This window comes from Klebsiella sp. ZJOU C1, from assembly GCF_035620215.1.
In the GTDB taxonomy this organism is placed as follows: domain Bacteria; phylum Pseudomonadota; class Gammaproteobacteria; order Enterobacterales; family Enterobacteriaceae; genus Klebsiella; species Klebsiella variicola.
On sequence record NZ_CP141644.1, the window covers coordinates 3,787,118 to 3,811,457 of the forward strand.

The following is a 24,340-nucleotide window of genomic DNA, read 5'->3' on the forward strand; positions in this document are numbered from 1 at the left end:
TGGCTTACTTCAACAGGCCTTTCTGCTGCAGATAATCTGCCGCCACGCGCTTCGCATCCTGGCCTTCCACCGCAATACGGGCGTTCAGCTGCTGCAAGGTTTTTTCATCGAGGCTGGCAAAGACCGGCTTCAGCCAGTCGGCGATCTGCGGATAGGCTTTGAGCACTGCCTCACGCACCACCGGCGTCGGGGCATAAATCGGCTGCACGCCCTGCGGATCGCTCAGCGTCTGTAACCCCAGCGCCGCGACCGGGCCGTCAGTGCCGTAGGCCATCGCCGCGTTTACGCCCGAGGTCTGCTGCGCCGCCGCTTTGATGGTCACCGCCGTATCGCCCCCGGCCAGCGACAGCAGTTGGTTCTGGTTGAGGTTGAAACCATACGCTTTTTCAAACGCCGGCAGCGCGTCCGGGCGCTCAATAAACTCCGCCGAGGCCGCCAGCTTAAATTCGCCGCCCTGCTGCAGATAGCGGCTGAGGTCGGCCAGCGAGGTCAGGTGATTTTTCTCCGCCAGGTCCTGGCGCACGGCGATAGTCCAGGTGTTGTTGGCCGGCGCCGGGGTGAGCCACACCAGCTGATGTTTCTCCTGATCGAGGCGCTTCACCTTCTCATAGCCCTGTTGGGCATGCTTCCACGCCGGGTCGTTTTCATCTTTAAAGAAGAAGGCGCCATTGCCGGTATATTCCGGATAGATATCCAGCTCGCCGGCGACAATCGCCCCGCGCACCACCGGCGTGGTGCCGAGCTGGATTTTATTAATCGTTTTTACGCCGTGGCTTTCCAGCACCTGCTGGATCATATTGCCCAGCAGCGCGCCTTCGGTATCAATTTTCGAGCCGACCTTCACCGGCTCCGCCGCCTGCAGCGGTAAACTTATCAGGGCGGCCAGCGCCAGCGCACCGGACCATTTCATTGCCATCTTCATCCCGCTTCCCTCAGTTCTTTTGCGCTTCGCTTACAGAAGCTTAAGAGAAAAGCGTAGTCCATTTGCTGGCGATACGAAAAAGAAAAGGCCGATTAATCGGCCTTTAACGTGTCACGTTGAGCTTAAGGGCTATTCCTTACAACAGTTCAAACTCGCTCTGCTTCACGCGGGCGGAGTCCACGCCGATAAAGACATTGAATTTGCCCGGCTCAGCAACGTATTTCATCTGCTGGTTCCAGAACTTCAGCGCGTCGACGTCAATCGGGAAGCTGACGGTTTGCGTTTCGCCCGGCTTGAGGTTGACCTTTTTAAAGCCGCGCAGCATTTTCACCGGCCGGCTCATGGAGGCAGTGACGTCCTGCAGATACAGCTGAATGACCGTTGCCCCTTCGCGTTTGCCGGTGTTGGTCACCTGCACGCTGGCGGTCACGCTGCCGTCGCGCGGCAGGGTGGCTGACGACATGGTGACATCGGAGACGCTAAAGGTGGTGTAGCTGAGGCCGTAACCAAACGGATACAGCGGGCCGTTGGCTTCATCGAAGTAACGCGAGGTGTACTTGTTCGGTTTCTCCGGATTATACGGCCGGCCGGTATTCAGGTGGCTGTAGTAGGTTGGGATCTGCCCCACCGAGCGCGGGAAAGACATCGGCAGTTTGCCCGACGGGTTATAGTCGCCAAACAGCACGTCGGCGATGGCGTGACCGCCTTCAGTGCCGGCAAACCAGGTCTCCAGCAGCGCATCGGCTTGCTGATCCTCTTTCACCAGCGCCAGCGGACGGCCGTTCATCAGCACCAGCACCAGCGGTTTGCCGGTGGCTTTGAGGGCGGCAATCAGATTGCGCTGGCTCTGCGGCAGGGTGATGTCGGTCCGGCTGGAGGCCTCATGCGCCATGCCCTGCGCTTCGCCCACCACGGCAACCACCACGTCGGATTGCTTCGCCGCCGCGACGGCTTCGTCGATCATTTCCTGCGGCGAGCGCGGGTCAACCTGCACCGCGTTCTCATACAGGTTAAGGAAATCGACGATGCCTTTATCGTCAGTGACGTTCGCCCCTTTGGCGTAAATCACTTTACCGTTATCACCCAGCGCTTCTTTGATGCCGGTCAGGACGGTCACCGACTGGTCGGCCACCCCGGCCGCGGACCAGCTGCCCATCATGTCGCGTTTGCTGTCCGCCAGCGCACCGACCACCGCGATAGTGCCGGATTTTTTCAGCGGCAGCGTATCGAGACGGTTTTTCAGCAGTACCAGACTTTCGCGGGCCACTTCCCGCGCCTCTTTGCGATGCAGGCGGCTTTCCGCGTTGGTGTCCTGCGGGTCAGAATCTTTTGGTCCCAGGTGGCTGTAAGGATCGTTGAACAGCCCCATGTCATATTTGACGTTGAGCACATGACGGGTGGCGTCATCCAGCTCGGCCATGGTCACCTTGCCAGACTTCACCAGCCCCGGCAGGTACTTGCTGTAATACTCGTCACTCATGCTCATGTTGATGCCGGACTTAAGCGCCACGCGCACCGCGTCTTCCGGGTCGGAGGCCACGCCGTGCTTAATCAACTCTTTGATGGCGCCGTGGTCGGAGACCGTGATGCCTTTAAAGCCCCACTGGTCGCGCAGGACGTCTTTCAGCAGCCAGGAATCAGCAGTCGCCGGGGTGCCGTTCAGCGAGTTCAGGGCCACCATCACCGCGCCGCTGCCGGCATCAAGCCCGGCTTTGTACGGCGGCATATAGTCGTTGAACAGGCGCTGCGGGCTCATGTCGACCGTGTTGTACTCTTTCCCGCCCTCCACCGCGCCGTAGGCGGCGAAGTGCTTGACGCTGGTCATCACCGAATAGCGGTCCGCCGGGCTCTTGCCCTGCATCGACTCCACCATCGCCTGGCCCATCATCGTGGTCAGATACGTGTCTTCCCCGAACCCTTCGGAAGCGCGTCCCCAGCGCGGGTCGCGGGAGACGTCGACCATCGGCGCCCAGGTCATGTTCAGGCCGTCATCGGCGGCTTCATAAGCTGACACGCGGCCCACGGTCTTCACGGCGTCAAGGTTAAACGATGAGGCCAGGCCGAGGCTTATCGGGAACACGGTGCGCTGACCGTGCAGCACATCGTAGGCAAAGAACAATGGGATCTTCAGGCGGCTAAGCTGCATCACCTGATCCTGCATCACGCGGATATCCGGCCGGGTGACGGTGTTAAAAATCGCCCCCACCTGACCGTTTTTGATCATTTCGCGGATCGCCTCTTTCGGGTTATCCGGGCCAACGCTTATCAGACGCAGCTGGCCGATTTTCTCGTCTACCGTCATTTTTTTCAGCAGATCGGTGACAAAGGCATCCCGCGCCTGCGGGGTCAGAGGGTGGTTACCAAACAGTTCATCCGCCAGCGCGGGTTGCAGCGCCAGACTCACGGCGACGCCTACAGTGCAGAGCCATTTCATTGTTATCTCGCTTTTTCTCAGACGGGGACTCGGTAAAACATAATAAAAACCGCAGTTTGCCATATATATAAACAACGCGCCCGCAGAATGCTAAGGTTCTTCTCTGATTTTTGCGAAACATTCATGCATCAAATTGTCATACAAAGCGCTATGCTTATCCTCGATATTTCGCGCACCACCACAAGGAGTGGAACATGTCATCTGCACCCACTAATACCCATAAAACGTTTCTGGCGGATCTGGCGCGCCTGGTTGGCCCTTCGCATCTGCTGACCGACCCGGCAAAAACCCAACGCTACCGCAAAGGCTTCCGCTCCGGTCAGGGCGAGGCGCTGGCGGTTGTCTTTCCCGGCACCCTGCTGGAACTCTGGCGCGTGCTTAACGCCTGCGTAGACGCCGATAAAATTATTCTGATGCAGGCGGCCAACACCGGCCTGACCGAAGGTTCGACCCCCAACGGCAATGATTACGATCGCGAGATCGTGATTATCAGCACTCTGCGCCTGGATAAACTGCATCTGCTGGACAAAGGCGAGCAGGTGCTGGCCTGGCCCGGCACTACCCTCTATTCGCTGGAAAAAGCGCTCAAACCGCTCGGTCGCGAGCCGCACTCAGTGATCGGCTCGTCATGCATCGGCGCATCGGTGATCGGCGGGATCTGCAACAACTCCGGCGGTTCGCTGGTGCAGCGCGGGCCCGCCTATACCGAAATGTCGCTGTTCGCGCAGATTGACGCCGACGGCAAGCTGAAGCTGGTCAACCATCTGGGCATTGATCTCGGCAGCACGCCGGAGCAGATCCTCAGCCGCCTCGACGACGAGCGCATCAGCGATAGCGATGTGCTGCACGACGGCCGCCACGCCCACGATCACGACTATGTGACCCGCGTGCGCGATGTCGATGCCGACACCCCGGCGCGCTACAACGCCGACCCGGACCGCCTGTTCGAATCCTCCGGCTGCGCCGGCAAGCTGGCGGTTTTCGCCGCGCGTCTGGATACCTTCCCGGCGGAAAAACGCCAGCAGGTGTTTTACATTGGCACCAACCAGCCGCAGGTATTGACCGAGATCCGCCGCCATATCCTCGCCGAGTTCCAGCATCTGCCGGTGGCCGGGGAATATATGCACCGCGATATTTACGATATCGCCGAGAAGTATGGCAAAGACACCTTCCTGATGATCGACAAGCTCGGCACCGACAAAATGCCGTTCTTCTTCACCATGAAGGGGCGCACCGACGCGATGCTGGAGAAAGTCTCGCTGTTTAAGCCGCACTTTACCGACCGCTTTATGCAGAAGCTCGGCCACGTCTTCCCGGCGCACTTACCGGAGCGGATGAAAACCTGGCGTGATAAATATGAACATCATCTGCTGCTGAAGATGGCCGGGGATGGCATCGAAGAAGCGCAGCGCTGGCTGACGGAATACTTCCAGCAGGCCGAGGGGGATTTCTTCGCCTGTACGCCGGAGGAAGGCAGCAAGGCGTTTCTGCACCGCTTTGCCGCCGCCGGCGCGGCCATCCGCTATCAGGCGGTGCATGCTGACGAAGTGGAAGATATTCTGGCGCTGGATATCGCCTTGCGCCGCAACGATACCGAGTGGTTCGAACATCTGCCGCCGGAGATCGACAGCCAGCTGGTGCATAAGCTCTACTATGGCCACTTTATGTGCCATGTGTTCCATCAGGATTACATCGTCAAGAAAGGGGTCGAAGCCCACGCTCTGAAAGAGCAGATGCTGGCGTTGCTGAAAGCGCGCGGCGCCCAGTACCCGGCGGAGCATAACGTGGGTCATCTGTATGAGGCCCCGGAGAGCCTGCAGCAGTTCTATCGCCAGAACGATCCGACCAACAGCATGAACCCGGGGATTGGTAAAACCAGTAAGCAGAAATACTGGGGTGAAGCGGCACCAACGCCGGTCTCCCCGGCAGATCCGCAATAATCAGCGGCAGGACTATTCAGCCTGGCGCTTCTGTATTACGCTGCACGCCGGAGAATGTCTCTCCGGCAGATTCAGGAGCGCCGCCATGCCCGCAGAGGCCCCGTTACTCGACAGTGATTTAGAAATTCGTGAAGCGCTGCCCGACGATGCGCACGCCATCGCCGCGCTGTATGTCTGGCACGTGCTCAATGGCCGCGCTTCCTTTGAAGAGATCCCCCCTACCGTTGACGAAATGCGTAAACGGATCAAAACCGTCCGCGATAACGGGCTGCCCTGGCTGGTGGCGCTGTGGCGCGGCGCCATCGTCGGCTACTGCTACGCCACCTTCTATCGGCCTCGTCCGGCCTATCGTTACACGCTTGAGGAATCGATCTACGTGGAATCCGGGATGGGCGGGCGCGGCATCGGCAGCGCGCTGCTGTCGCGGCTGATCGCCGAATGCGAGAAAGGCCCGTGGCGGCAGATGCTGGCGATCATCGGTGATGGCCATAACAATGCCGGTTCGCTGGCGATCCATAAAAAGTTTGGTTTTACCGTGGCGGGTCAACTGCGCAGCGTGGGCTACAAAATGGGCGACTGGCGAGATACGTTGATTATGCAGCGCGCGCTGGGTGACGGCGACTGGACGCTGCCGGAGTGATATCCGGCGTCAAATCCCCGGCTCGCGGCGTAAACGCCTTAGCCGGGCTACCGTTCAGCGCGGTTCCGGAGAGGCGTCAGCCGCCATCCGGCACAAACACCGGCACTCGGCCTGATTGCCCGGCGGCGCTGCGCTTGCCGGGCCTGCGAAGGGGGCGAACCCGGCGCCAAATCACGTAGGCCGGATAAGGCGCGAGCCGCCATCCGGCACAAACGCGGCACGGTGTCGGGTATATTGCTCGGCGGCGCTGCGCTTGCCGGGCCTACGAAAGCGGCGAACCCGGTGCCAAATCACGTAGCCCGGATAAGGCGCAATGCGCCGCCATCCGGGGGACATGTAGATTAATCGTTCTGCGCGGTCTGCGCGCCGCCTTTCAGCATCGCCTCCGCCATCTGCGCTTCGCGCTGCTTTTTATAGCTCAGCGCCGAGGCGGGTACCGGCATCACTTTCCCGGTCTCGATCCAGGTCCGCAAGCGGCTGGCGTCGGCGAAGTGGGTGTATTTACCGAAGGCATCCATCACCACCAGCGCCACCGGGCGTTGGTTAATCACCGTACGCATAATCAGGCAGTGGCCGGCAGCGTTGGTGAAGCCGGTTTTAGTCAGCTGGATATTCCAGTTATCGCGATACACCAGATGGTTGGTGTTGCGGAACGGCAGGCTGTAGGCCGGATGGGCGAAAGTGGCGGTCTCTTCTTTGGTGGTGCTCAGCTGGCCAATCAGCGGATACTGCTCGCTGGCGATCAGCAGTTTGGTCAGATCGCGGGCGGTGGAGACGTTATGCACCGACAGGCCCGTCGGCTCCACGTAGCGGGTATGAGTCATGCCCAGCGCCTGGGCTTTGGCGTTCATCGCGCGAATGAAGGCATCGTAGCCGCCTGGATAGTGATGCGCCAGGCTGGCGGCCGCGCGGTTCTCGGAAGACATCAGCGCCAGCAGCAGCATCGTGCGGCGGCTGATTTGGCTGTTGAGGCGCACGCGGGAGTAGATCCCCTTCATTTCCGGCGTATGGCTGATATCCACCGTCAGCATCTCATCCATCGGCAGATGGGCATCGAGCACCACCATGGCGGTCATCACTTTGGTGATTGACGCCATCGGGCGCACCAGATCCGGCTGGCTGGCATAGATGATTTTTTTGGTGGCCAGATCGACGATCATGGCGCTGCCGGAGGCGATATCCGGCTGCGAGGCGGCAACCGCCGCGGAGGTTTTTGCTAACGCCTGGGGCGCAAAAGGCACAGCCAGCAGCAAGGTCAGGCTGAGCAAAGAGACTCGAAATTTCGGCATCATGGGCATTCTGAAAAGTATTTTTGCACGTTATGGAACGTACGCCGCGAGGTTAAGTGGGCAACATCGCTGGCAAACGCCATCATACCGCGCCGTAAGGCCCTGTGCCTAATAAGAATCGTGAAGAAATGCTGCATTGCCGACACAAAATACATATTTGCCGGCAATGCATATTATCCAGTGACGTGCGATCAGAAGAGTCGGTAACCATACCCCCACAGTACCACGGTGATCGCCAGCAGCACTTCCAGTACCAGCACTCCGATGGCCAGCGTCGAACTGGCGAAGCTTAACCCCTCTTCCCGGTTAATGCTCAGGAAGGTCGGGATGCCCAGATAGAGCAGATAGCCGGTGTAAAACAGCGCGATGGTACCGATCAGCGCGCACAGCCAGACCAGCGGATAGAGCGCCACAATCCCGCTCAGAAACAGCGGCGTGGCCACATAGCCGGCAAACACCATGCAGCGTTTCAGCGAAGGCTGCTGCGGATACTGCCTGGCCATCCACCAGATAACCCGTCCCATGATCGCCACCCCGGCCAGCATCACGGCGTAAAACAGTACCGCCAGCGCCAGACCGGTCAACATCGACAGTTTAATAACGGTGCCGTCGCCGAAGTTCCAGCCCAGCTGCGTAGTGCCGATAAAGGCGCACACCACCGGAACCGCCGCCATCAGCAGCACATGGTGCGTATAGTGATGAGAAATGGTTTCGTTCTCGCTCTTTATCACGCTCATTTCCCGGTTGGGATGAGCGAAGAGCCCCCAGACATGGTTCATAGCGTCCCCCTTGTCACGGCTTCGTACTGCACTGATCCAAGTATAATTCACCCTGTAGATTATTTTGTGTACAGCACAAAAAATCTGCGTCACCGCGTTTTGGTCAGCAGGGTGTATGATTAAAGGTGATGAGATAAGGAGATAAGCTGTTTATGGATATCAATCACCTGATTTCCCAGTATGGCTACGCGGCGCTGATCGTCGGCAGCATGGCGGAAGGTGAGACCATTACCCTGCTGGGCGGCGTCGCAGCGCATCAGGGGTTACTGAAGTTTCCCCTGGTGGTGATCGCCGTCGCCCTCGGCGGGATGATTGGCGATCAGCTGCTCTATCTGGTCGGCCGCCGCTTCGGGGGACGCATTCTGCGCCGTTTCGCCAGCCAGAAGGCGCGAATACGTAAAGCGCAGCGCATGATCCAGCACCGGCCGTGGCTGTTTGTCATCGGCACCCGCTTTATGTATGGCTTCCGGGTAATCGGCCCCCTGCTGATCGGCGCCAGCCGCCTGCCGCCGCGCATTTTCCTGCCGTTGAATATTGTCGGAGCGCTGGTGTGGGCCCTGCTGTTTACCACCATTGGCTATCTCGGCGGCGAGGTGGTTGGCCCGTGGCTGCACCATCTGGACGCCCATCTGAAGCACTGGATCTGGCTGATCCTCGCGGTAGGACTGGTGGTTGCCGCCCACTGGTGGCTCAGGCGGCGAGAAAGGAAGAAGAAAGACTAAACGGCGCCCCCGCAGGCGCGCCGTTGCGCCGGTTATTTCACGCTCTGGTGATAGCCGCCGCCGAGAGCAGAAGTCAGCTGAATGCTGGCGTCAATCCACTGGCCGTGCAGGCGCAATGCGGTAATGCGCTCCTGCAGCGCCGGGAGCTTCGCCATACTGACTCTGGAGCCGGGTAAGATCCCCGCCGCCATTCGGGCCTGCGCCAGGTTCACCACCCGCTGGGCGTCTTTTTCAACCTGCTGCTGCTGCTGGCTTTTGGCCATCAGCGTCTCGACCTGGCTGGCGGTTTTCGCCACCTGGTTGACGGCATCCACCACCGCTTTGTTGTACTGCGCTATCGACAGGCTGTTCTGCGCGCTGGCGATATCCAGATTGGCATTGAGGCGGCCGCTGTCAAAGATCGGCAGCGTCAGTCCGGCGGTGACGCCCATCTGCTGCGCCGAGTGACGGAAAAGATCGCTTAAGTGCAGGGCATCCTGCTGCAGGAACGCCATCAGATTGATGTCGGGATAAAACGCCGCTTTCGCCGCGTCCACTTCGCTCAGCGATGCCTCAATGTACCAGTGAGCAACCTGCAGATCCGGGCGGCGCGCCAGCAGCTCATAGCCGAGGGTATCAGGCAGCTGCGCGCTGACCGTCGGCAGGCTGACCGGTTTGAGGTTCAGCGACTGGCTCTGGCTGTTGGTCAGGGCCATCAGGCGCGCTTCAATCTCTTTCATCGTGCCCGCCACGTCCGCCAGCTGCTGGTCGGTTTTGCTGACGTTAATATCGTTCTCCGCCCCTTCGGCGGAGTTGGTGATCCCGCGCTGCAACAGGGCCTTGTCGACCGTCACGATATTATTTTGCTCACCCTTCACCTGCTGCAGCACTGCTTTAATCGCCGCTTCCGTCTGCCACTGCCAGTACAGGCGCGCCACGCTGCCAGAAAGCAATTCGCGGGTCTGGGCCTGCTCCGCCACCTGGGCTTTCAGCTCGCCGATGCGCGCTTTCACCAGCGCGCGGTTTTTACCCCACAGGTCCAGATCCCAGCCAGCGGTCAGGCCGAAGGTGCCGTTGGTGTACCACGGGCCGGTATTGCCGTCGGTGTCGGTGGCGAACGGCCCCATCAGGCCTTCGGCCGACATGCGCTGGCGTTCAACATCGGCGGAGAAATCCATCTCCGGGCCAAGATTCGCCTGCGACATTCGCGCCTGCGCTTCGGCAAGCCTGATGCGCTGTTCGGCAATTTGCATATCCGGCGCATTGGCGAGTGCGCGCTGAATCAGATTATCCAGTTGGGCATCGTGGTAGTCTTTCCACCAGTCGGTCTGCGGCCAGCCATTTTTCACGGCGGCAGGGAGATCCATGGAAACATGGGAGGCTGGAATTTGCTGCTGCGGCGGATTAGCAACCTCATGAGATGGCGCGCAGCCAGCCAGCGCGATGGCCAGGGGCAATGCCGCCAGCACGCTTTTATTTAATATCAATTTCATTAGACAGGTCAGATAACTTAATCAGGTTGGTTATCATAAGTTAATTGAATTAAACGCGTTTAGTAAAGCGTGTGACTAAATTATTAGTTAGCTAAAAATAAACAACCTTATCAATTCAAGGGATGAATATGAGTCAGAATATTTATGACGACCCGCAGTTTTTTGCCGGCTATGCGACCCTCGATCGCTCGGTGAAGGGGCTGGATGGCGCACCGGAGTGGCCTTCCCTGCAGGCAATGTTGCCGCCGATAACCGGTTTGCGGGTGGTGGATCTCGGCTGCGGCTACGGCTGGTTTTGCCGCTGGGCACAGCAGCAGGGAGCCAGCCAGATAACCGGTTTTGATATCTCCCAGCGCATGCTGGCGCAGGCGCGGGAGATGACCCGCGGGGATGAGATTGTCTACCGCTGCGCCGATCTGCAAACCCTGACGCTGCCCGCCAACAGCTGCGATCTGGTCTACAGCTCGCTGGCGCTGCATTATTTACCGGACATTGCGCCGCTCTTCGCCACCCTGCAGCAGGCGCTGGTTCCCGGCGGCACCCTGGTCTTTTCCGCCGAACATCCCATCTATACCGCCCCCTTGCAGCAGGGCTGGCGGGTGGATGACCAGGGACAGAAAAGCTGGCCGGTCAGTCACTATCAGCAGGAGGGTGAGCGCGTCAGCAACTGGTTTGCCGAGGGCGTCATCAAGCAACATCGCAAGCTCTCAAGCTGGATAAACGCGCTTATCGCCGCGGGTTTTGTGCTGGAGCAGCTGGATGAGTGGGGTCCGAGCGCCGAACAGATTGTCCAACAGCCCGCCCTGGATGAAGAGAAAGAACGTCCGATGATCTTTTTACTGCGCGCGCGTAAACCGGGCTAATCCCCCGCCCGGCGATGACCGGGCGGGCATCCTTTACGCTTTCAGGCTGGCGCCGCGGCTGGCAATCACCTCTTTATACCAGTCAAAACTCTTCTTCTTACTGCGCGCCAGGGTGCCGGTGCCGTCATCATGACGGTCGACATAGATAAAGCCATAGCGCTTCGACAGCTCCGCCTTCGAGGCGCTCACCAGGTCAATCGGCCCCCAGCTGGTAAAGCCCATCAGCTCAACGCCATCGTCAATGGCTTCCCGCGCCTGCACCAGATGGTCGTTCAGGTAACTGATGCGGTAGTCATCGTTAATGCTGCCATCGGCTTCCACCTTATCCTTGGCGCCCAGACCATTTTCCACGATAAACAGCGGCTTCTGATAGCGATCCCACAGCACGTTCAGCAGCGTACGCAGGCCCAGCGGGTCTATCTGCCAGCCCCACTCCGAGCTCGCCAGGTGCGGGTTCGGCACCATGCTGAGAATATTGCCGCGCGCCTGCTGGTTCAGCGCCTCGTCGGCGGTGACGCAGCCGGTCATGTAGTAGCTAAAGGAGATAAAGTCGACGGTGGTTTTCAGCGCTTCACGATCGGCATCGGTAATGGTGAGTGTGATACCGTTGTCGCGGAAAAAGCGCAGCATATAGCCCGGGTACGCGCCGCGCGCCTGCACGTCGCCAAAGAACTGCCAGCTGCGGTTCTCCTGCAGCGTCTCAAACACATCTTCCGGTTTGCAGCTCAGGGGATACATCAGCCCGCCGAGCAGCATATTGCCGATTTTGCCCTCGGGCACCAGCTCGTGACAGGCTTTAACCGCCAGAGCGCTGGCCACCAGCTGGTGGTGAATCGCCTGATACACCTCGCCTTTGCTGCTGCCGGCCGGCAGGCCGACGCCGGTCATCGGAGCATGCAGCGACATATTGATTTCGTTAAAGGTCAGCCACAATTTGACCTTATTTTTATAGCGGCTGAACACCGTGCGGGCGTAGCGCTCAAAGAAACCAATCACCTCCCGGCTGCCCCAGCCGCCGTAGTTTTTTACCAGCGCCCACGGCATTTCATAATGCGACAGCGTCACCAGCGGGGTGATGTTGTGCTTCGCCATCTCGTCGAACAGCTTGTCGTAGAACGCGAGACCGGCTTCGTTGGGCTCGGCGTCATCGCCGTTGGGATAGATGCGGGTCCAGGCGATGGACACCCGCAGGCAGTTAAAGCCCATCTCGGCGAACAGAGCGATATCTTCCGGGTAGCGATGGTAAAAATCGATCGCCACATCCTTAATACCGCTGTCGCCGGGTACGCGCTCGACCACCTCGCCGAACACGCCGTGCGGCTGCACATCGGAGGTGGATAAGCCTTTGCCCTCTTCCAGATAAGCCCCTTCCACCTGATTCGCCGCGGTCGCGCCGCCCCATAAAAAATCCGCCGGGAATGTTTTCATCTCTCTCTCCTGTGATTAATGGCTGACTGACAACAGCGGCTGGCCGGCTTCGACGGCGCTGGACGCCACCGTATCAATTTCCCGGTAGTCGTCGCTGTTGCTGATAATGATCGGGGTCGCCAGGTCGTAACCGGCATCCAGAATCGCCTGACGATCGAACTCGATCAGCAGATCGCCGGCCTGCACCCTGTCGCCCTCTTTGACATGTGCGGTAAACGGCACGCCGTCGAGTTTGACCGTGTCGATGCCGACGTGGATCAACAGCTCAATGCCGCTGTCGCTCTGCAGGCCGATGGCATGTTTAGTCTGAAACAGGGAAGCCACTTCGCCCGGGAACGGGGCAATCACTTGGCCCACCGCCGGGATAATGGCAACCCCTTTACCGAGCAGGCCGCTGGCGAAGGTGCTGTCCGGCACCTGCTCGAGGGCGATAACGCTGCCGCTCATCGGCGCCAGAATATCGTTTGCCGAGGCCGGGGCTACCGTCACGGCGCCCGGTGCAGCGCTGGCGCGCGGCATGCCGGCGAAGAAGGTCAGCACGCAGGCAAGCACGAAAGCCACGCCGGTGCCGATAAGCCCGCCCCAGACACTGGCGTCAATCCCGCCAGGCGGGATCATCTGCGCCGGGAAAAAGATATTCGGCACACCGAACGAGTAAGCATGGCTATTACTGAAGGCAGTGATCGCCCCGCCGATGGCGCCGGCGATACAGCCGAAGATAAACGGACGACGCAGCGGCAGGGTCAGACCGTAGATAGCCGGCTCGGTGATGCCAAACAGCCCGGCAGAGAAGGCGGAACCGGCCAGCATCCGCTGACGCGCATCGCGGGTGGCCAGCAAAATCCCCAGAACCGCCCCCACCTGGGCAATCACCGCCGGAAGAATAATCGGCAGCATGGAGTCGTGACCAAGTACCGTCATGTTGTTGATCATCAACGGCACCAGCCCCCAGTGCAGGCCGAAAATAACGCACACCTGCCACATGGCGCCCAGTACCGCGCCCGCCAGCCATGGGGCAAACGCATAAATGAACTGGTAGCCGTTGGCCAGCAGATGGCTCAGCCAGGTGGCGACCGGGCCAATCACCAGGAAGGTGAGCGGGACCACCACCGCCAGGCAGATCGCCGGGGTGAAGAAGTTTTTCATCGATGACGGCAACAGCGCGTTGCTCTTGCGCTCCAGCCAGCAGCAGACCCACGAGGCGAGAATAATCGGGATCACTGACGAGCTGTAGTTGATAAAGGTCACCGGGATGCCGAGAAAGTGCTCCACCGCCGCGCCCGGCGCCTGGCTGGCCTCAAAGGCCTGAATCATCAGCGGGTGGGTTAACGCCCCGCCAATCACCATCGAGATAAACGGGTTGCCGCCAAACTTCTTCCCGGCGGTATAGCCAAGAAACAGCGGGAAGAAAAAGAACAGCGCGTCGCTGGCGGCAAACCAGATTTTATAAGTCCCCTGCTCCGGCGTAAGCCAGCCGCAGGTCACCGCCAGCGCCAATAGGCCTTTCAGCAGACCGGTCGCCGCCATCACGCCGATAAACGGTGTAAAAATGCCGGAAATGATGTCGATAAGCTGGCTTAACACCGATCCTTTGGCCGCTTTTTCCCCGGCAACCGGTTCGCTGTCATCGCTTAACCCTGCCTCCTGGCGCACCGCCAGCCAGACGTCGTGAACGTGGTTGCCAATCACCACCTGAAACTGGCCGCCGCTCTCCACCACCATAATGACGCCCGGATTGGCCTTCAGCCCTTCGGCATCGGCTTTGCCGTTATCTTTCAGTTTAAAACGCAGACGTGTCGCACAGTGAACCAGACTCACAATGTTCTCTTTGCCGCCGACGCGGTTGAGAATATCCTGCGCGAGTGCTTTATATTCCATGCTCTTTTCCTTACTGCCGCTGTCCGCAGACAACCGGCGACTGAGTAGTAAAAAATAAAAAAACCCGAGAACCACGCCGGTGGGCGTCGCGCTCAGGTTTTGCCTGCATCATGCAGTAACAATCCAGTTTTGTTGGGGGAATTAACGCCCCTCTTTTCTTACCCGTTCGATATGAATGGCAAGAAACATAATCTCTTCGGTGGTCAGCGACCGCTGATACTGCTTTTGCAGATGCGTCGCCACCGTTTCCGCACACTTCCACGCTTTAGCGTAGTTATCTTTCACCGCGCTGTGCAGCGAGACGTCGTCATCTTCCACCACCGTGCGCGTCAGCATCCGCTGGGCGAAGAACTTGAGATGAGTGACAAAGCGCTGATAGCTCAATGACTCTTCGTCATAGTTAAGCTGCAGCTGATACTTCACCAGCTGCAGGATCTCCTGCATCACCCGGGTCACGTGCATGACCTCCGGCATTTCGCTGTTGAGCTGCGCCGTCACCAGATGCAGGGCGATAAATCCGGCTTCATCCTCCGCCAGCTCCACGCCAAGCCTTTTGGCAATAATGGCCCTTGCCTCCTGACCCAGCGCGAACTCCTTCGGATACAGCCGCTTAATCTCCCACAGCAGCACGTTACGCAGTGCGATGCCCTTTTTCTGCCGCTCGATAGCAAAATGACAGTGATCCGTTAATGTGATGTACAAACTTTCCTGTAGCTTGCCCAGCCGCCCGCGTGCCAGGTCGATAATGCGATCGCAGGTGGTCATCACTTCTAGCGGTATCTGACTGAGTAACTCACCTAAACGGCCTACCAGTTCATCGCTCTGTAAGGCGAAGACTTTTTCAATTTTACTGTCGTCCAGCACGTCGCCCGGGCGTTTCTGAAAGGCCAGCCCTCGCCCCATCACCACCTGTTCGCGCCGGTGCTCGTCAAGAACCACCACCACATTGTTATTGAGTACTTTGGCGATTTGCATATAGACCCCAGAAACAAAAAAACCTGACCCCCGACGAAACGCCAGGTGATCAGGTTTTGCCTGCCGCAGCAGTTGCAATCCAACACCCGCACTGTAACAACTTCTGCTGCGCGCTCAACCTGACAAGTGAAAAAACGTGATTAAGATCGCGACTATCAGAAAGTCACCACCGTTTTCCACTCCACCACCCATGCGTCCTGGGTCTGCGCGACGCCGCCCGGACGGTGCCAGTACTGCAGGCCCGGCTGCAGCTCCAGCCAGGAGACCGGGCGGAAGCGATAATAGAGCTCGCCGTTCAGCGAATGACCGGCCACCGGCTGGTAAGCCGGGTCGTTATAGTCGGTGGCGCCGCTGAGTTGATTCATATAGCGCTGGTTACGTGCGTAGTGGCTGCTCATGTCGATCCACGTCAGACCAAAGCCAATCCAGTCCTCCGGGCGGGCGTCAAACAGCCCGCGGTAGCGCATGGAGGCGGCGACGGCGGAGTGGATATAGTTACTGCGCTGGTCGCTGAGGCTGCCGCTCAGCGAGACGCTCATCCCCCGCAGCGGGTCGTCGGCGTGGCGGGTGATCTGCTGGTTCAGGCCGGCGTACATAAACCAGGTGCTGTCGTGCTCGGCGTAGCCTTGCGGATCGGTCGCCCCGACGCCGCCGGATTTGCCGCTGTAGAGGTCGGTTTGCGGCGCGTTGGTCCAGACCACACCCAGGTTATAGGCTCCCGGCAGGCCATTCATCAGCGGACGGGTTTCGATCTCCATCGGCAGTAAAATGCCTTTGCTGCCCTTCGTCGACCCGCTCCAGGCGTGACTGCGCGCGGTAGCCTGCGGGTTTTGCTCCATCACCCCGCCTTTCAGGGTGACCGTCGGCGTCAGCTTGTACTCCAGGGTGGTGCCCCAGGTGTGGATGTTCCAGTTATTCCAGGTCAGCGAGTTGGCCGATTTCCCACCGCACTGGGTCAGTAGCTGAAAATCGCAGGGAATGATCTGGTCGAAAGTTTGCACCTTGTTCATCATGCCGATGCGCCAGGTCAGGCGACGGTCGTCAAAGCTGCGGGCAAAGGTCAGCCAGCCGAGGCGGGTGATCGACCCGCCGCCCCAACTCTCCTGCGACAGATCGTTGAAACTCACCCGCGGATCCTGCAGCCGTTTCGTGGTGAGGTTATCATCGTGGTTACGGTTGACGATGTTGCCTTCGAGACGCGCATCCGGTATGCCGGTCCAGCGCTCCAGATCCTGGGTAAAGGTCAGCGCCACCTGGTCAATATAGGCCAGGTGTTTATCATGGTCGTAACCGCCGCCGGCGTTGTAGGCCATCTCGTTAAGATAGCCGAGATTATAATGAAAGCCGTTCTCTTCGAGGATCGGACGAATGCCCAGCATATCGCCCAGCAGCCCCTGCTGTCCGGCTTCGAACCCCAGCACGCTGCCGTTCCAGGCCGGAGTTTCCGCGGCGCTGACGGCAGGCACCATTGCCGCCAGCGCCGCGCCGATCAAAAGCTGATTTATTTTTTTGTTATGCATTGTGATATCCACCGTGACTGAATAAAAACAAAGGGGATCCCCAGGTTATTTATTTACCTGTTTTCTTTTTTAAAAAATGAATGGCAAAGGGCGTCCGCCGGTAATAAAACCGCGACGATGCCAGAGAAAACGTTAATTACAACCTATTGTTTTACATAACCATTTTTTCACCATTGAATTTTAGCCAAAAAAAAAACCTAAGCACTTTCCGCCACGAATGACGAAAATGCTTAGGTTTTGCCTGGGTTCAGTAGCAATCCTGAATTGATTGACCGCACATTATCACTTTATTCAACTCATGCCTACCAGCAATAGGCAGGCAAGTAATAATATGTGAAGCAAATAACAGTATGGTGTTTAATAGCGGGCGATGGCCGCCGCTATTTCAGCAGACGTTTGCAGGGCGCGAATTTCATTAAACAGAGTCAGCGCCTCACTATATTCCTTGCGTAAATAGCCTAACCATTGCTTAATTCTCGCCACATGATACAGACCGGTGTCGCCCTGCTTTTCCAGGCGGGTATATTTTTGCAACAGCTGAACCACCTGCGGCCACGGCATGCGCGGTTCGTTATATTTGATCACCCGGCTGAGGTTCGGCACGTTGAGCGCCCCGCGGCCAATCATCACCGAATCGCAGCCGGTGACGGCCATACAATCCTGGGCGCTTTGCCAGTCCCAGATCTCGCCGTTGGCCACCACCGGAATGGTCAGACGCTGGCGGATCTCACCGATCGCCTGCCAGTTAATGCGTTCGGCTTTGTAGCCATCTTCTTTGGTGCGGCCGTGAACCACCAGCTCGCTGGCCCCGGCCTGCTGCACCGCATCGGCGATTTCGAAGCGCCGTTCGCCGCTGTCCCAGCCGAGTCGCACCTTGACGGTCACCGGCAGATGATCGGGAACCGCTTCGCGCATGGCTTTCGCACCGCGATAGATCAGCTCCGGATCTTTCAGCAGCGTCGCCCCGCCGCCGCTGCCGTTCACCAGCTTAGACGGACAGCCGCAGTTTAAATCCACCCCCCACGACCCCAGCTCCACCGCGCGGGCGGCGTTTTCCGCCAGCCACTCGGGATATTGTCCCAGCAGCTGGACGCGCACGCGGGTGCCGGACGGCGTGCGGCTCTGATGATGCAGTTCCGGGCACAGCCTGTAGAACGATTTTACCGGCAGCAGTTGATCCACCACGCGCAGAAATTCGGTGATGCACAGATCGTAATCGTTAACCTCGGTCAGCAGCTCGCGCACCAGCGAATCGAGCACGCCTTCCATCGGCGCCAGTAGAACACGCATATCGTTATCCGGAAAAAAAAGAGGCGCTATGGTAGCGCCTCCAGGCATTGGTGGAAAGCGCTCAATGCGTCCGGCCTGCCGTACGCCATTCCCCGTTCGGCGAATGCGGCAAAGCGAGGAGATAATCTCTATGCTTTACAGGAGTATGCGGCGTCTCATGCCGCCTTTATTTGCCGCGCCTCGTTCAAAAAGGTAGCGTGGGATCCGATATACCCTAAGCTGCGAGCTGTCGGGTCCTGCCGGGAGAGGCTATTGTTCCCGTACGCTATCAGCGCTATGCGTAGAATTCATGATGTGATCGGTAGCACATTTTAGGGATTAATTGTATGATGAATGCACTTCATCAAGGGTTATTACCATGAGTAAATCGCTGACTATTATCTGGCAGTACCTGCGGGCCTTCGTCCTGATTTACGCCTGCTTATACGCCGGAATTTTTATCGCCGGACTGCTGCCCATCACTATCCCCGGCAGCATCATCGGCATGCTGATCCTCTTCGTGCTGCTGGCGCTGCAAATTATGCCGCCGCAGTGGGTCAATCCTGGCTGCAATATCCTGATCCGCTATATGGCGCTATTGTTCGTGCCCATCGGCGTCGGCGTGATGCAATACTGGGATCTGCTGCGCGCCCAGCTGGGGCCAGTCGTCATCTCCTGCGCCATCAGCACGCTGGTGGTGTTTGTGGTGGTGAGCTGGAGCTCTCACCTGGTGCATGGCGAACGTAAAGTGATTGGGCAAAAGGAAAAGAAAAATGATGCATGAAATCTGGTGGTCGCTGCCGCTAACCCTGATCGTCTTTTTTCTCGCCCGCAGGCTGGCCGCCCGCTTTAAGTTCCCGCTGCTCAACCCGCTGCTGGTGGCGATGGTAGTTATAATTCCGTTTTTGCTGCTGACCGGGATCTCCTATGAGCGTTATTTTGCCGGCAGCAAAGTCCTGAACGATCTGCTGCAGCCGGCGGTGGTCGCGCTGGCCTTTCCACTGTATGAGCAACTGCACCAGATCCGCGCGCGCTGGAAATCAATCATCACCATCTGCTTTATCGGCAGCTGCGTGGCGATGATCACCGGTACTACCGTCGCCCTGCTGATGGGCGCCACGCCGCAAATCGCCGCCTCTATTCTGCCTAAGTCGGTCACTACGCCAATTGCCATGGCGGTCAGCGGCAGCATCGGCGGTATTCCGGCCATCAGCGCCGTGTGCGTGATTTTTGTCGGCATCCTCGGCGCGGTATTCGGCCATACGCTGCTTAACCTGATGCGCATTCGCACCAAAGCGTCACGCGGCCTGTCAATGGGCACCGCCTCGCACGCCCTCGGCACTGCCCGCTGTGCGGAACTGGACTACCAGGAAGGGGCGTTTAGCTCGCTGGCGCTGGTGCTGTGCGGGATCATCACCTCGTTGATGGCACCGTTCTTATTTCCGCTGATCCTCGCGGTGGTGGGATAAACTGTGATTCAAATCACATTTTTTAATGCAACAAATCAAAGTTGCATAAACAATGAGATATTCATCACATATGAGACTGCTGGACGCCCGTACACTGGCTTCCCATTACATTGTTATGAGGCAACGCTATGCACTCACGTTTTCAAGCTGCTTTGACGACTCTGGCAGCAGACCTGCAGGCGGCCATCGCCCCGATGCTCGCCGACCCGCACTTCCCGGCGCTGCTCGAAGCCGATCAGGTGGCGACGCTGCAGCAGGCGACAGGTCTGGACGAAGACGCGCTGGCCTTTGCGCTACTGCCGCTTGCTGCCGCCTGCGCGCGCGCCGACCTTTCTCATTTTAACGTCGGGGCGATCGCCCGCGGCGTCAGCGGCCGCTGGTACTTTGGCGGCAATATGGAATTTCTCGGGGCGACCATGCAGCAGACCGTTCACGCCGAGCAGAGCGCCATCAGCCACGCCTGGCTGCGCGGCGAGACCTCCCTGCGCGCTATTACGGTGAACTACACGCCGTGCGGCCATTGCCGTCAGTTTATGAACGAACTGAACAGCGGACTGGCGCTGCGCATTCATCTGCCGGGCCGCGAAGCGCATGCCCTGGAGCACTATCTGCCGGACGCCTTTGGTCCGAAAGATCTGGAGATCAAAACCCTGTTGATGGATGCACAGGACCATGGCTACCCGGTGAGCGGCGATGCCCTGACCCAGGCAGCCATTCAGGCCGCCAACCGCTGCCATGCGCCCTACAGCCACTCGCCCTCCGGCGTGGCGCTGGAGCTGAAAGACGGCACCATTTTCAGCGGCAGCTATGCGGAAAACGCGGCGTTCAATCCGACGCTGCCGCCGCTGCAGGGGGCGCTGAATCTCCTGAGCCTCAACGGCTATGATTATCCCGCTATCCAGCGGGCAATCCTCGCGGAGAAAGCCGACGCGGCGCTGATCCAGTGGGATGCCACCGTCGCCACCCTGAAGGCGCTGGGCTGCCAGAATATCGAGCGCGTCCTGTTAGGTTGATTAGCCTGAGCAGATTGCCGGATGACGGTTTCGCCTTATCCGGCCAACCTGTTATACCGTGATGTTGTCGGGTGGCGCTACGCTTACCCGACCTACGGTTCGCGCCATGGCGAGCTGAAGATCTCTATGCCGGGTGTCGGCTCACGCCTTACCCGACCTGTGTTCGGCGATCTGTCTATATTGCTGAAAATCCCCGCAATCAAACGCGGGTTTCTTGCGCTTACCCGGCGGGTAAAGTAGCCTGAAGACTCCGTTGTCTATTATTGAGCCAAGTTCATGTTAAAGCGTGTGTTCTACAGCCTGTTAGTCCTGCTCGGCCTGCTGCTGTTGACCGTGCTGGGCCTTGACCGCTGGATGAGCTGGAAAACCGCGCCCTATATCTATGATGAGCTGCAGGACCTGCCCTACCGTCAGGTCGGCGTGGTGCTGGGCACCGCCAAATATTACCGCACCGGCGTCATCAATCAGTATTACCGCTACCGCATCCAGGGCGCGCTGAACGCCTACAACAGCGGCAAGGTCAACTATCTGCTGCTGAGCGGCGATAATGCTCTGCAAAGCTACAATGAACCGATGACCATGCGTCGGGACCTGATTAAAGGCGGCGTCGATCCCGCCGATATCGTGCTGGACTATGCCGGCTTCCGTACGCTCGACTCAATCGTCCGTACCCGCAAAGTGTTCGACACCAACGACTTCATTATCATCACCCAGCGCTTCCACTGCGAACGGGCGCTGTTTATCGCCCTGCATATGGGGATCCAGGCCCAGTGCTACGCGGTGCCGTCGCCGAAGGATATGTGGAGCGTGCGGCTGCGCGAGTTCGGCGCCCGCTTTGGCGCGCTGGCGGACCTCTATATCTTCAAACGGGAACCGCGCTTTCTCGGCCCTCTCATCCCGATTCCGGCTCAACAGCATGACGTACCGGATGACGCCCAGTCCTACCCGGCAGTCACTCCGGAGCAGCTGCTGGAGCTGCAGAAAAACACAAAACCCGCCAATGAGTGATATAAGATGCATTAATCATGCGATGCCAAAACAATGCGTATTATAAGTAACGTTAATTGCATAAATGCTCTTTAATGCGTAATATTTCACTCATCATCCTTTTTGGAGGGCGAGATGGAAACATTAACGGTACAAGCCTTTCTCAATGCGGAGTGGCAAGACATTGCGTTGATAAAATTCCCCGGTAGTGAGCAAGGGGACTGGTTTACAACACAAATCGACTATCTTACCGATTACGCCATCGACTTTCTGGAACGCGATGACTATCACGCCGTGTCGCTCAACCATCCCGTTTCGCTTTATTTTGAGGATCACGGAAATCCTGGATGGTTAAGATTTATAGACGATATCATTCCAGGCGGCGCCAGCCGACGTTACTGGGTTAACTTTTTAGATATCAGTGAACTTCCTCAGGGCCAGCAGAATTTCATCTTGCTCAAATTCGGCACGATGTCGCCAGTGGGAAATTTACGCATTAAAGACTCGGTGCCGGACTGGGATAGTCTGGCAAGCAGTAAAACTTTCTCTGTCACTGATGTCATGAATCGTGCCAGTGATTTTCTCGACTATGCCCAGGAACGAGGAGCCGCAGCAGGAGGGGCTACATTATCCCTCTCTCTGGTTGCCGCGATTTGATATCAGAAGAGACGGTGATGGCCGGATAATGAGATTGGGAATGGAGTCAGTCTATTCTCTGTTACAAAAAGCGCCAGCGACGATACTTGATCATGAAACCACGCTGCGGATCCTGATCGAAAAGATCACATCCAGTAATATGGTAAGAGTACAGAATTATCGCTTTGATGTTCAAGGATTTATCATCGATTGGGTACGTCGAGACTTATTAAACATTATTTTTGGCAATAGTGATAACCATGGACGTAATACTGCATTTATGAAAGCAGATAATGAAATTATCCTTGCGCCAATCTACGATTTTGCACCAATGAAAGCCGACCCGGAAGGTATACCGCGCACGATGAAGTGGTCATTAGCCTGCGAATCAGGAGGCGAATATAACTTTGGCGCCATCGCACAAGCTTTGGCTGAATGGATCACCCCTGACACATTGCTTAATGCTTTAAGTGAAACCGCATCTCAACTCGTTGATTTACCATCCCGTCTTAAAGTACGCGGCGTTCCTGTTCAGATTCTGGAAATGCCATCAATTGGTTTTAAATTTATACCTGACAAACTCGCTCGCTGGGGGCTGTTATGAAGACCCTGAATAAAAAAGAAACAGAAATCCAAAATACCTTAGCCAGGCTGCGGGCGGATAACCCACCATCCCTACCCGCCACCGGGGTAACGGCTACAGAAAAAAAAGCTCGTTCAGAGATAAGCAGACAACGCGTCTCGGCTGGTTTAAAAAAAGTCAAAACGGTCGATCGTCAGGCGGTCATTCACGCCATTATCCATGACATCATGCTAGGCGCCATCAGCCAGGGAGAGGCCCTGAAAAAACTGAGAGTAGAAGTTCTGGGTTTACGCCAGGATGAATATGCCCGGCTAGTGGATGTCTCTCGTAAGACCTTATCTGATGTGGAAAATGATAAAGGCAATTATTCTGCCGAGATCATTAATAAAATCTATAAGCCGTTTGGCCTTGAAACAGGACTCGTCCCTATTTCTAAAACACTTATTTCTTCTCTATTTAAATAGTAAAAACCCGCGCCAGGCGCGGGTTTTTGATGCGTTCAATCTTATTTCTTACGGGCGTATTTCAGGGAGTCCAGCGCCACGGCGAAGATAATAATCGCCCCCTTAATAATGTACTGCCAGTAAGGGTTGACGCCGATATAGGTCAGGCCGTAGTTGATGACGGTGAAGATAATCACCCCGGTCACCACGCCGAATACGGTCCCTACCCCGCCGCTGAACGAAACGCCGCCCACCACGCAGGCGGCGATGGCGTCCAGTTCGTACATAAAGCCGAGGTTATTGGTCGCCGAGCCGATACGCCCGGCTTCCAGCAGGCCGCCGAAGGCGTAAAACACGCCGGAGAGGGCATAGATCATCAGCAGGTTCAACGCCACGTTAACCCCGGAGACTTTCGCCGCTTCCGGGTTACCGCCGATAGCGAAGATGTTTTTACCAAAGCGCGTCTTGTTCCACAGGATCCAGACAAAGAAGACGGCAATCAGCGCGTAGAAGGTAATGTAGGACAGGCGGAACGAGCCCAGCGCCACAAACCCCTGGGCAAAATGGGAGAAGTGGCTGTCAAAACCGGAGATCGGCGACGCGCCCACGAAGTCGTAGTACAGCGAGTTAATGCCGTACACGATGATCATGGTGCCGAGGGTGGTAATAAACGGCGTCACGTTCAGGTAGGCGATGACGATCCCGTTAATCAGGCCGATGACCGCCCCGATGGCGCACACCAGCAGGATCACCAACGGGATCGGCATGGTCGCCATATCCGGGAACACCTTGTTGGCATTATCCACCGCCTGCAGCATGGTGGCGGCAATCACCGCCGCCAGTCCCACCTGACGGCCGGCGGAGAGGTCGGTCCCCTGCGTGACGATAAGTCCGGCCACGCCCAGGGCAATAATAATACGCACCGAAGACTGAGTCAGGATATTACTCAGGTTGAGCAGACTTAAAAATGTCGGATCCTGGAAAATAATAATGGCCAACAGGACCAGAAGGACGACATATATCCCACCCTCTTTCAGGTAAGTGAGAAAACTCTTTTTATTTAACGCACTCATGTGAA

General features: G+C 57.7%; 20 protein-coding genes and 2 pseudogenes. 11 read left to right on the forward strand and 11 right to left on the reverse strand.

Annotated features, from left to right (window positions below):
- Window positions 1-4: 4 nt before the first annotated feature.
- Both osmF and bglX read right to left on the reverse strand, forming a co-directional pair.
- Window positions 5-922, reverse strand: a complete 918-nt coding sequence (gene osmF, locus SPE70_RS18125; RefSeq protein WP_023340539.1) for a glycine betaine ABC transporter substrate-binding protein OsmF — start codon at window positions 920-922, stop codon at window positions 5-7.
- Between the two features lie 136 nt (window positions 923-1,058).
- The gene (bglX, locus tag SPE70_RS18130; RefSeq protein ID WP_004201601.1) at window positions 1,059-3,356 is read right to left on the reverse strand and encodes a beta-glucosidase BglX; all 2,298 of its coding nucleotides are present in this window, start codon (window positions 3,354-3,356) and stop codon (window positions 1,059-1,061) included.
- Between the two features lie 194 nt (window positions 3,357-3,550).
- Here bglX and dld point away from each other — a divergent pair, with 194 nt between their 5' ends.
- Both dld and SPE70_RS18140 read left to right on the forward strand, forming a co-directional pair.
- Entirely contained in the window at window positions 3,551-5,296 is a 1,746-nt protein-coding gene (gene dld / locus SPE70_RS18135) for a D-lactate dehydrogenase (protein ID WP_044649914.1), read from the forward strand.
- 85 nt (window positions 5,297-5,381) lie between these two features.
- On the forward strand, window positions 5,382-5,936 hold the full coding sequence (locus SPE70_RS18140) for a GNAT family N-acetyltransferase (protein ID WP_008804045.1): 555 nt from the start codon (window positions 5,382-5,384) through the stop codon (window positions 5,934-5,936).
- A gap of 341 nt (window positions 5,937-6,277) precedes the next feature.
- Here the strand turns inward: SPE70_RS18140 and pbpG are convergent, their stop codons facing one another.
- The gene (pbpG, locus tag SPE70_RS18145) at window positions 6,278-7,228 is read right to left on the reverse strand and encodes a D-alanyl-D-alanine endopeptidase (protein WP_008804044.1); all 951 of its coding nucleotides are present in this window, start codon (window positions 7,226-7,228) and stop codon (window positions 6,278-6,280) included.
- A 188-nt stretch (window positions 7,229-7,416) separates the two neighbouring features.
- Window positions 7,417-8,004 carry a Yip1 family protein gene (locus SPE70_RS18150; RefSeq protein WP_008804043.1) on the reverse strand — a complete coding sequence of 196 codons (588 nt, stop codon included), beginning with the start codon at window positions 8,002-8,004 and terminating at the stop codon, window positions 7,417-7,419.
- 152 nt (window positions 8,005-8,156) lie between these two features.
- Here SPE70_RS18150 and SPE70_RS18155 point away from each other — a divergent pair, with 152 nt between their 5' ends.
- Complete coding sequence (locus SPE70_RS18155; protein WP_008804042.1) at window positions 8,157-8,726, forward strand: DedA family protein; 570 nt, start codon at window positions 8,157-8,159, stop codon at window positions 8,724-8,726.
- A gap of 32 nt (window positions 8,727-8,758) precedes the next feature.
- Here the strand turns inward: SPE70_RS18155 and mdtQ are convergent, their stop codons facing one another.
- On the reverse strand, window positions 8,759-10,198 hold the full coding sequence (mdtQ, locus tag SPE70_RS18160) for a multidrug resistance outer membrane protein MdtQ (protein ID WP_008804041.1): 1,440 nt from the start codon (window positions 10,196-10,198) through the stop codon (window positions 8,759-8,761).
- A gap of 128 nt (window positions 10,199-10,326) precedes the next feature.
- Here mdtQ and SPE70_RS18165 point away from each other — a divergent pair, with 128 nt between their 5' ends.
- Window positions 10,327-11,061 (forward strand): class I SAM-dependent methyltransferase, encoded by a 735-nt coding sequence (locus SPE70_RS18165; protein ID WP_008804040.1) that lies wholly within the window; start codon window positions 10,327-10,329, stop codon window positions 11,059-11,061.
- A gap of 33 nt (window positions 11,062-11,094) precedes the next feature.
- On the opposite strand, the gene SPE70_RS18170 is transcribed toward SPE70_RS18165, so the two are convergent.
- The 5 genes and pseudogenes from SPE70_RS18170 to dusC form a co-directional block, all read right to left on the reverse strand.
- On the reverse strand, window positions 11,095-12,489 hold the full coding sequence (locus SPE70_RS18170) for a glycoside hydrolase family 1 protein (RefSeq protein ID WP_008804039.1): 1,395 nt from the start codon (window positions 12,487-12,489) through the stop codon (window positions 11,095-11,097).
- 15 nt (window positions 12,490-12,504) lie between these two features.
- Window positions 12,505-14,479: pseudogene (gene bglF, locus SPE70_RS18175) on the reverse strand (PTS beta-glucoside transporter subunit IIABC).
- Window positions 14,480-14,508: 29 nt separating this feature from the next.
- Window positions 14,509-15,342, reverse strand: coding sequence for a transcriptional antiterminator BglG (gene bglG, locus SPE70_RS18180; protein ID WP_002912842.1), 834 nt, complete (start codon window positions 15,340-15,342; stop codon window positions 14,509-14,511).
- 155 nt (window positions 15,343-15,497) lie between these two features.
- On the reverse strand, window positions 15,498-16,862 hold the full coding sequence (locus SPE70_RS18185) for a carbohydrate porin (RefSeq protein ID WP_008804037.1): 1,365 nt from the start codon (window positions 16,860-16,862) through the stop codon (window positions 15,498-15,500).
- 357 nt (window positions 16,863-17,219) lie between these two features.
- The gene (gene dusC / locus SPE70_RS18190; protein WP_012541036.1) at window positions 17,220-18,152 is read right to left on the reverse strand and encodes a tRNA dihydrouridine(16) synthase DusC; all 933 of its coding nucleotides are present in this window, start codon (window positions 18,150-18,152) and stop codon (window positions 17,220-17,222) included.
- Window positions 18,153-18,510: 358 nt separating this feature from the next.
- Between dusC and SPE70_RS18195 the strand changes: the two genes are divergently transcribed.
- The 7 genes and pseudogenes from SPE70_RS18195 (at window position 18,511) to SPE70_RS18230 (ending at window position 23,283) form a co-directional block, all read left to right on the forward strand.
- On the forward strand, window positions 18,511-18,915 hold the full coding sequence (locus SPE70_RS18195; RefSeq protein WP_004201620.1) for a CidA/LrgA family protein: 405 nt from the start codon (window positions 18,511-18,513) through the stop codon (window positions 18,913-18,915).
- Window positions 18,905-19,600, forward strand: coding sequence for a CidB/LrgB family autolysis modulator (locus SPE70_RS18200; protein ID WP_008804035.1), 696 nt, complete (start codon window positions 18,905-18,907; stop codon window positions 19,598-19,600). Before SPE70_RS18195 ends, SPE70_RS18200 begins: the two co-directional genes overlap by 11 nt.
- A 128-nt stretch (window positions 19,601-19,728) precedes the next feature.
- Window positions 19,729-20,613, forward strand: coding sequence for a cytidine deaminase (gene cdd, locus SPE70_RS18205; protein WP_012967554.1), 885 nt, complete (start codon window positions 19,729-19,731; stop codon window positions 20,611-20,613).
- Between the two features lie 21 nt (window positions 20,614-20,634).
- Window positions 20,635-20,853, forward strand: coding sequence for a hypothetical protein (locus tag SPE70_RS18210; RefSeq protein WP_048331011.1), 219 nt, complete (start codon window positions 20,635-20,637; stop codon window positions 20,851-20,853).
- Between the two features lie 36 nt (window positions 20,854-20,889).
- Window positions 20,890-21,621: an outer membrane permeability protein SanA gene (sanA, locus tag SPE70_RS18215; RefSeq protein WP_008804033.1), complete on the forward strand. Its 732-nt coding sequence runs from the start codon at window positions 20,890-20,892 to the stop codon at window positions 21,619-21,621.
- Between the two features lie 114 nt (window positions 21,622-21,735).
- A pseudogene (locus tag SPE70_RS26470) lies at window positions 21,736-22,840 on the forward strand (HipA domain-containing protein).
- On the forward strand, window positions 22,837-23,283 hold the full coding sequence (locus tag SPE70_RS18230) for a helix-turn-helix transcriptional regulator (RefSeq protein WP_012541033.1): 447 nt from the start codon (window positions 22,837-22,839) through the stop codon (window positions 23,281-23,283). The pseudogene SPE70_RS26470 and the gene SPE70_RS18230 overlap by 4 nt, the downstream one beginning before the upstream one ends.
- Before the next feature lie 41 nt (window positions 23,284-23,324).
- On the opposite strand, the gene mglC is transcribed toward SPE70_RS18230, so the two are convergent.
- Window positions 23,325-24,335: a galactose/methyl galactoside ABC transporter permease MglC gene (gene mglC, locus SPE70_RS18235; RefSeq protein ID WP_002912871.1), complete on the reverse strand. Its 1,011-nt coding sequence runs from the start codon at window positions 24,333-24,335 to the stop codon at window positions 23,325-23,327.
- Window positions 24,336-24,340 lie beyond the last annotated feature (5 nt).

Bases quoted from the DNA above. Each gene is read 5' to 3' on its own strand.
- SPE70_RS18140 (WP_008804045.1), top strand. From the start codon at position 5,382: ATGCCCGCAGAGGCCCCGTTACTCGACAGTGATTTAGAAATTCGTGAA.
- dld (WP_044649914.1), top strand. From the start codon at position 3,551: ATGTCATCTGCACCCACTAATACCCATAAAACGTTTCTGGCGGATCTG.
- cdd (WP_012967554.1), top strand. From the start codon at position 19,729: ATGCACTCACGTTTTCAAGCTGCTTTGACGACTCTGGCAGCAGACCTG.
- mdtQ (WP_008804041.1), bottom strand. From the start codon at position 10,198: ATGAAATTGATATTAAATAAAAGCGTGCTGGCGGCATTGCCCCTGGCC.
- bglX (WP_004201601.1), bottom strand. From the start codon at position 3,356: ATGAAATGGCTCTGCACTGTAGGCGTCGCCGTGAGTCTGGCGCTGCAA.
- osmF (WP_023340539.1), bottom strand. From the start codon at position 922: ATGAAGATGGCAATGAAATGGTCCGGTGCGCTGGCGCTGGCCGCCCTG.
- pbpG (WP_008804044.1), bottom strand. From the start codon at position 7,228: ATGATGCCGAAATTTCGAGTCTCTTTGCTCAGCCTGACCTTGCTGCTG.
- SPE70_RS18195 (WP_004201620.1), top strand. From the start codon at position 18,511: ATGAGTAAATCGCTGACTATTATCTGGCAGTACCTGCGGGCCTTCGTC.
- SPE70_RS18150 (WP_008804043.1), bottom strand. From the start codon at position 8,004: ATGAACCATGTCTGGGGGCTCTTCGCTCATCCCAACCGGGAAATGAGC.
- SPE70_RS18210 (WP_048331011.1), top strand. From the start codon at position 20,635: ATGACGGTTTCGCCTTATCCGGCCAACCTGTTATACCGTGATGTTGTC.
- SPE70_RS18200 (WP_008804035.1), top strand. From the start codon at position 18,905: ATGATGCATGAAATCTGGTGGTCGCTGCCGCTAACCCTGATCGTCTTT.
- SPE70_RS18170 (WP_008804039.1), bottom strand. From the start codon at position 12,489: ATGAAAACATTCCCGGCGGATTTTTTATGGGGCGGCGCGACCGCGGCG.
- sanA (WP_008804033.1), top strand. From the start codon at position 20,890: ATGTTAAAGCGTGTGTTCTACAGCCTGTTAGTCCTGCTCGGCCTGCTG.
- SPE70_RS18155 (WP_008804042.1), top strand. From the start codon at position 8,157: ATGGATATCAATCACCTGATTTCCCAGTATGGCTACGCGGCGCTGATC.
- SPE70_RS18230 (WP_012541033.1), top strand. From the start codon at position 22,837: ATGAAGACCCTGAATAAAAAAGAAACAGAAATCCAAAATACCTTAGCC.
- bglG (WP_002912842.1), bottom strand. From the start codon at position 15,342: ATGCAAATCGCCAAAGTACTCAATAACAATGTGGTGGTGGTTCTTGAC.
- mglC (WP_002912871.1), bottom strand. From the start codon at position 24,335: ATGAGTGCGTTAAATAAAAAGAGTTTTCTCACTTACCTGAAAGAGGGT.
- SPE70_RS18165 (WP_008804040.1), top strand. From the start codon at position 10,327: ATGAGTCAGAATATTTATGACGACCCGCAGTTTTTTGCCGGCTATGCG.
- dusC (WP_012541036.1), bottom strand. From the start codon at position 18,152: ATGCGTGTTCTACTGGCGCCGATGGAAGGCGTGCTCGATTCGCTGGTG.
- SPE70_RS18185 (WP_008804037.1), bottom strand. From the start codon at position 16,862: ATGCATAACAAAAAAATAAATCAGCTTTTGATCGGCGCGGCGCTGGCG.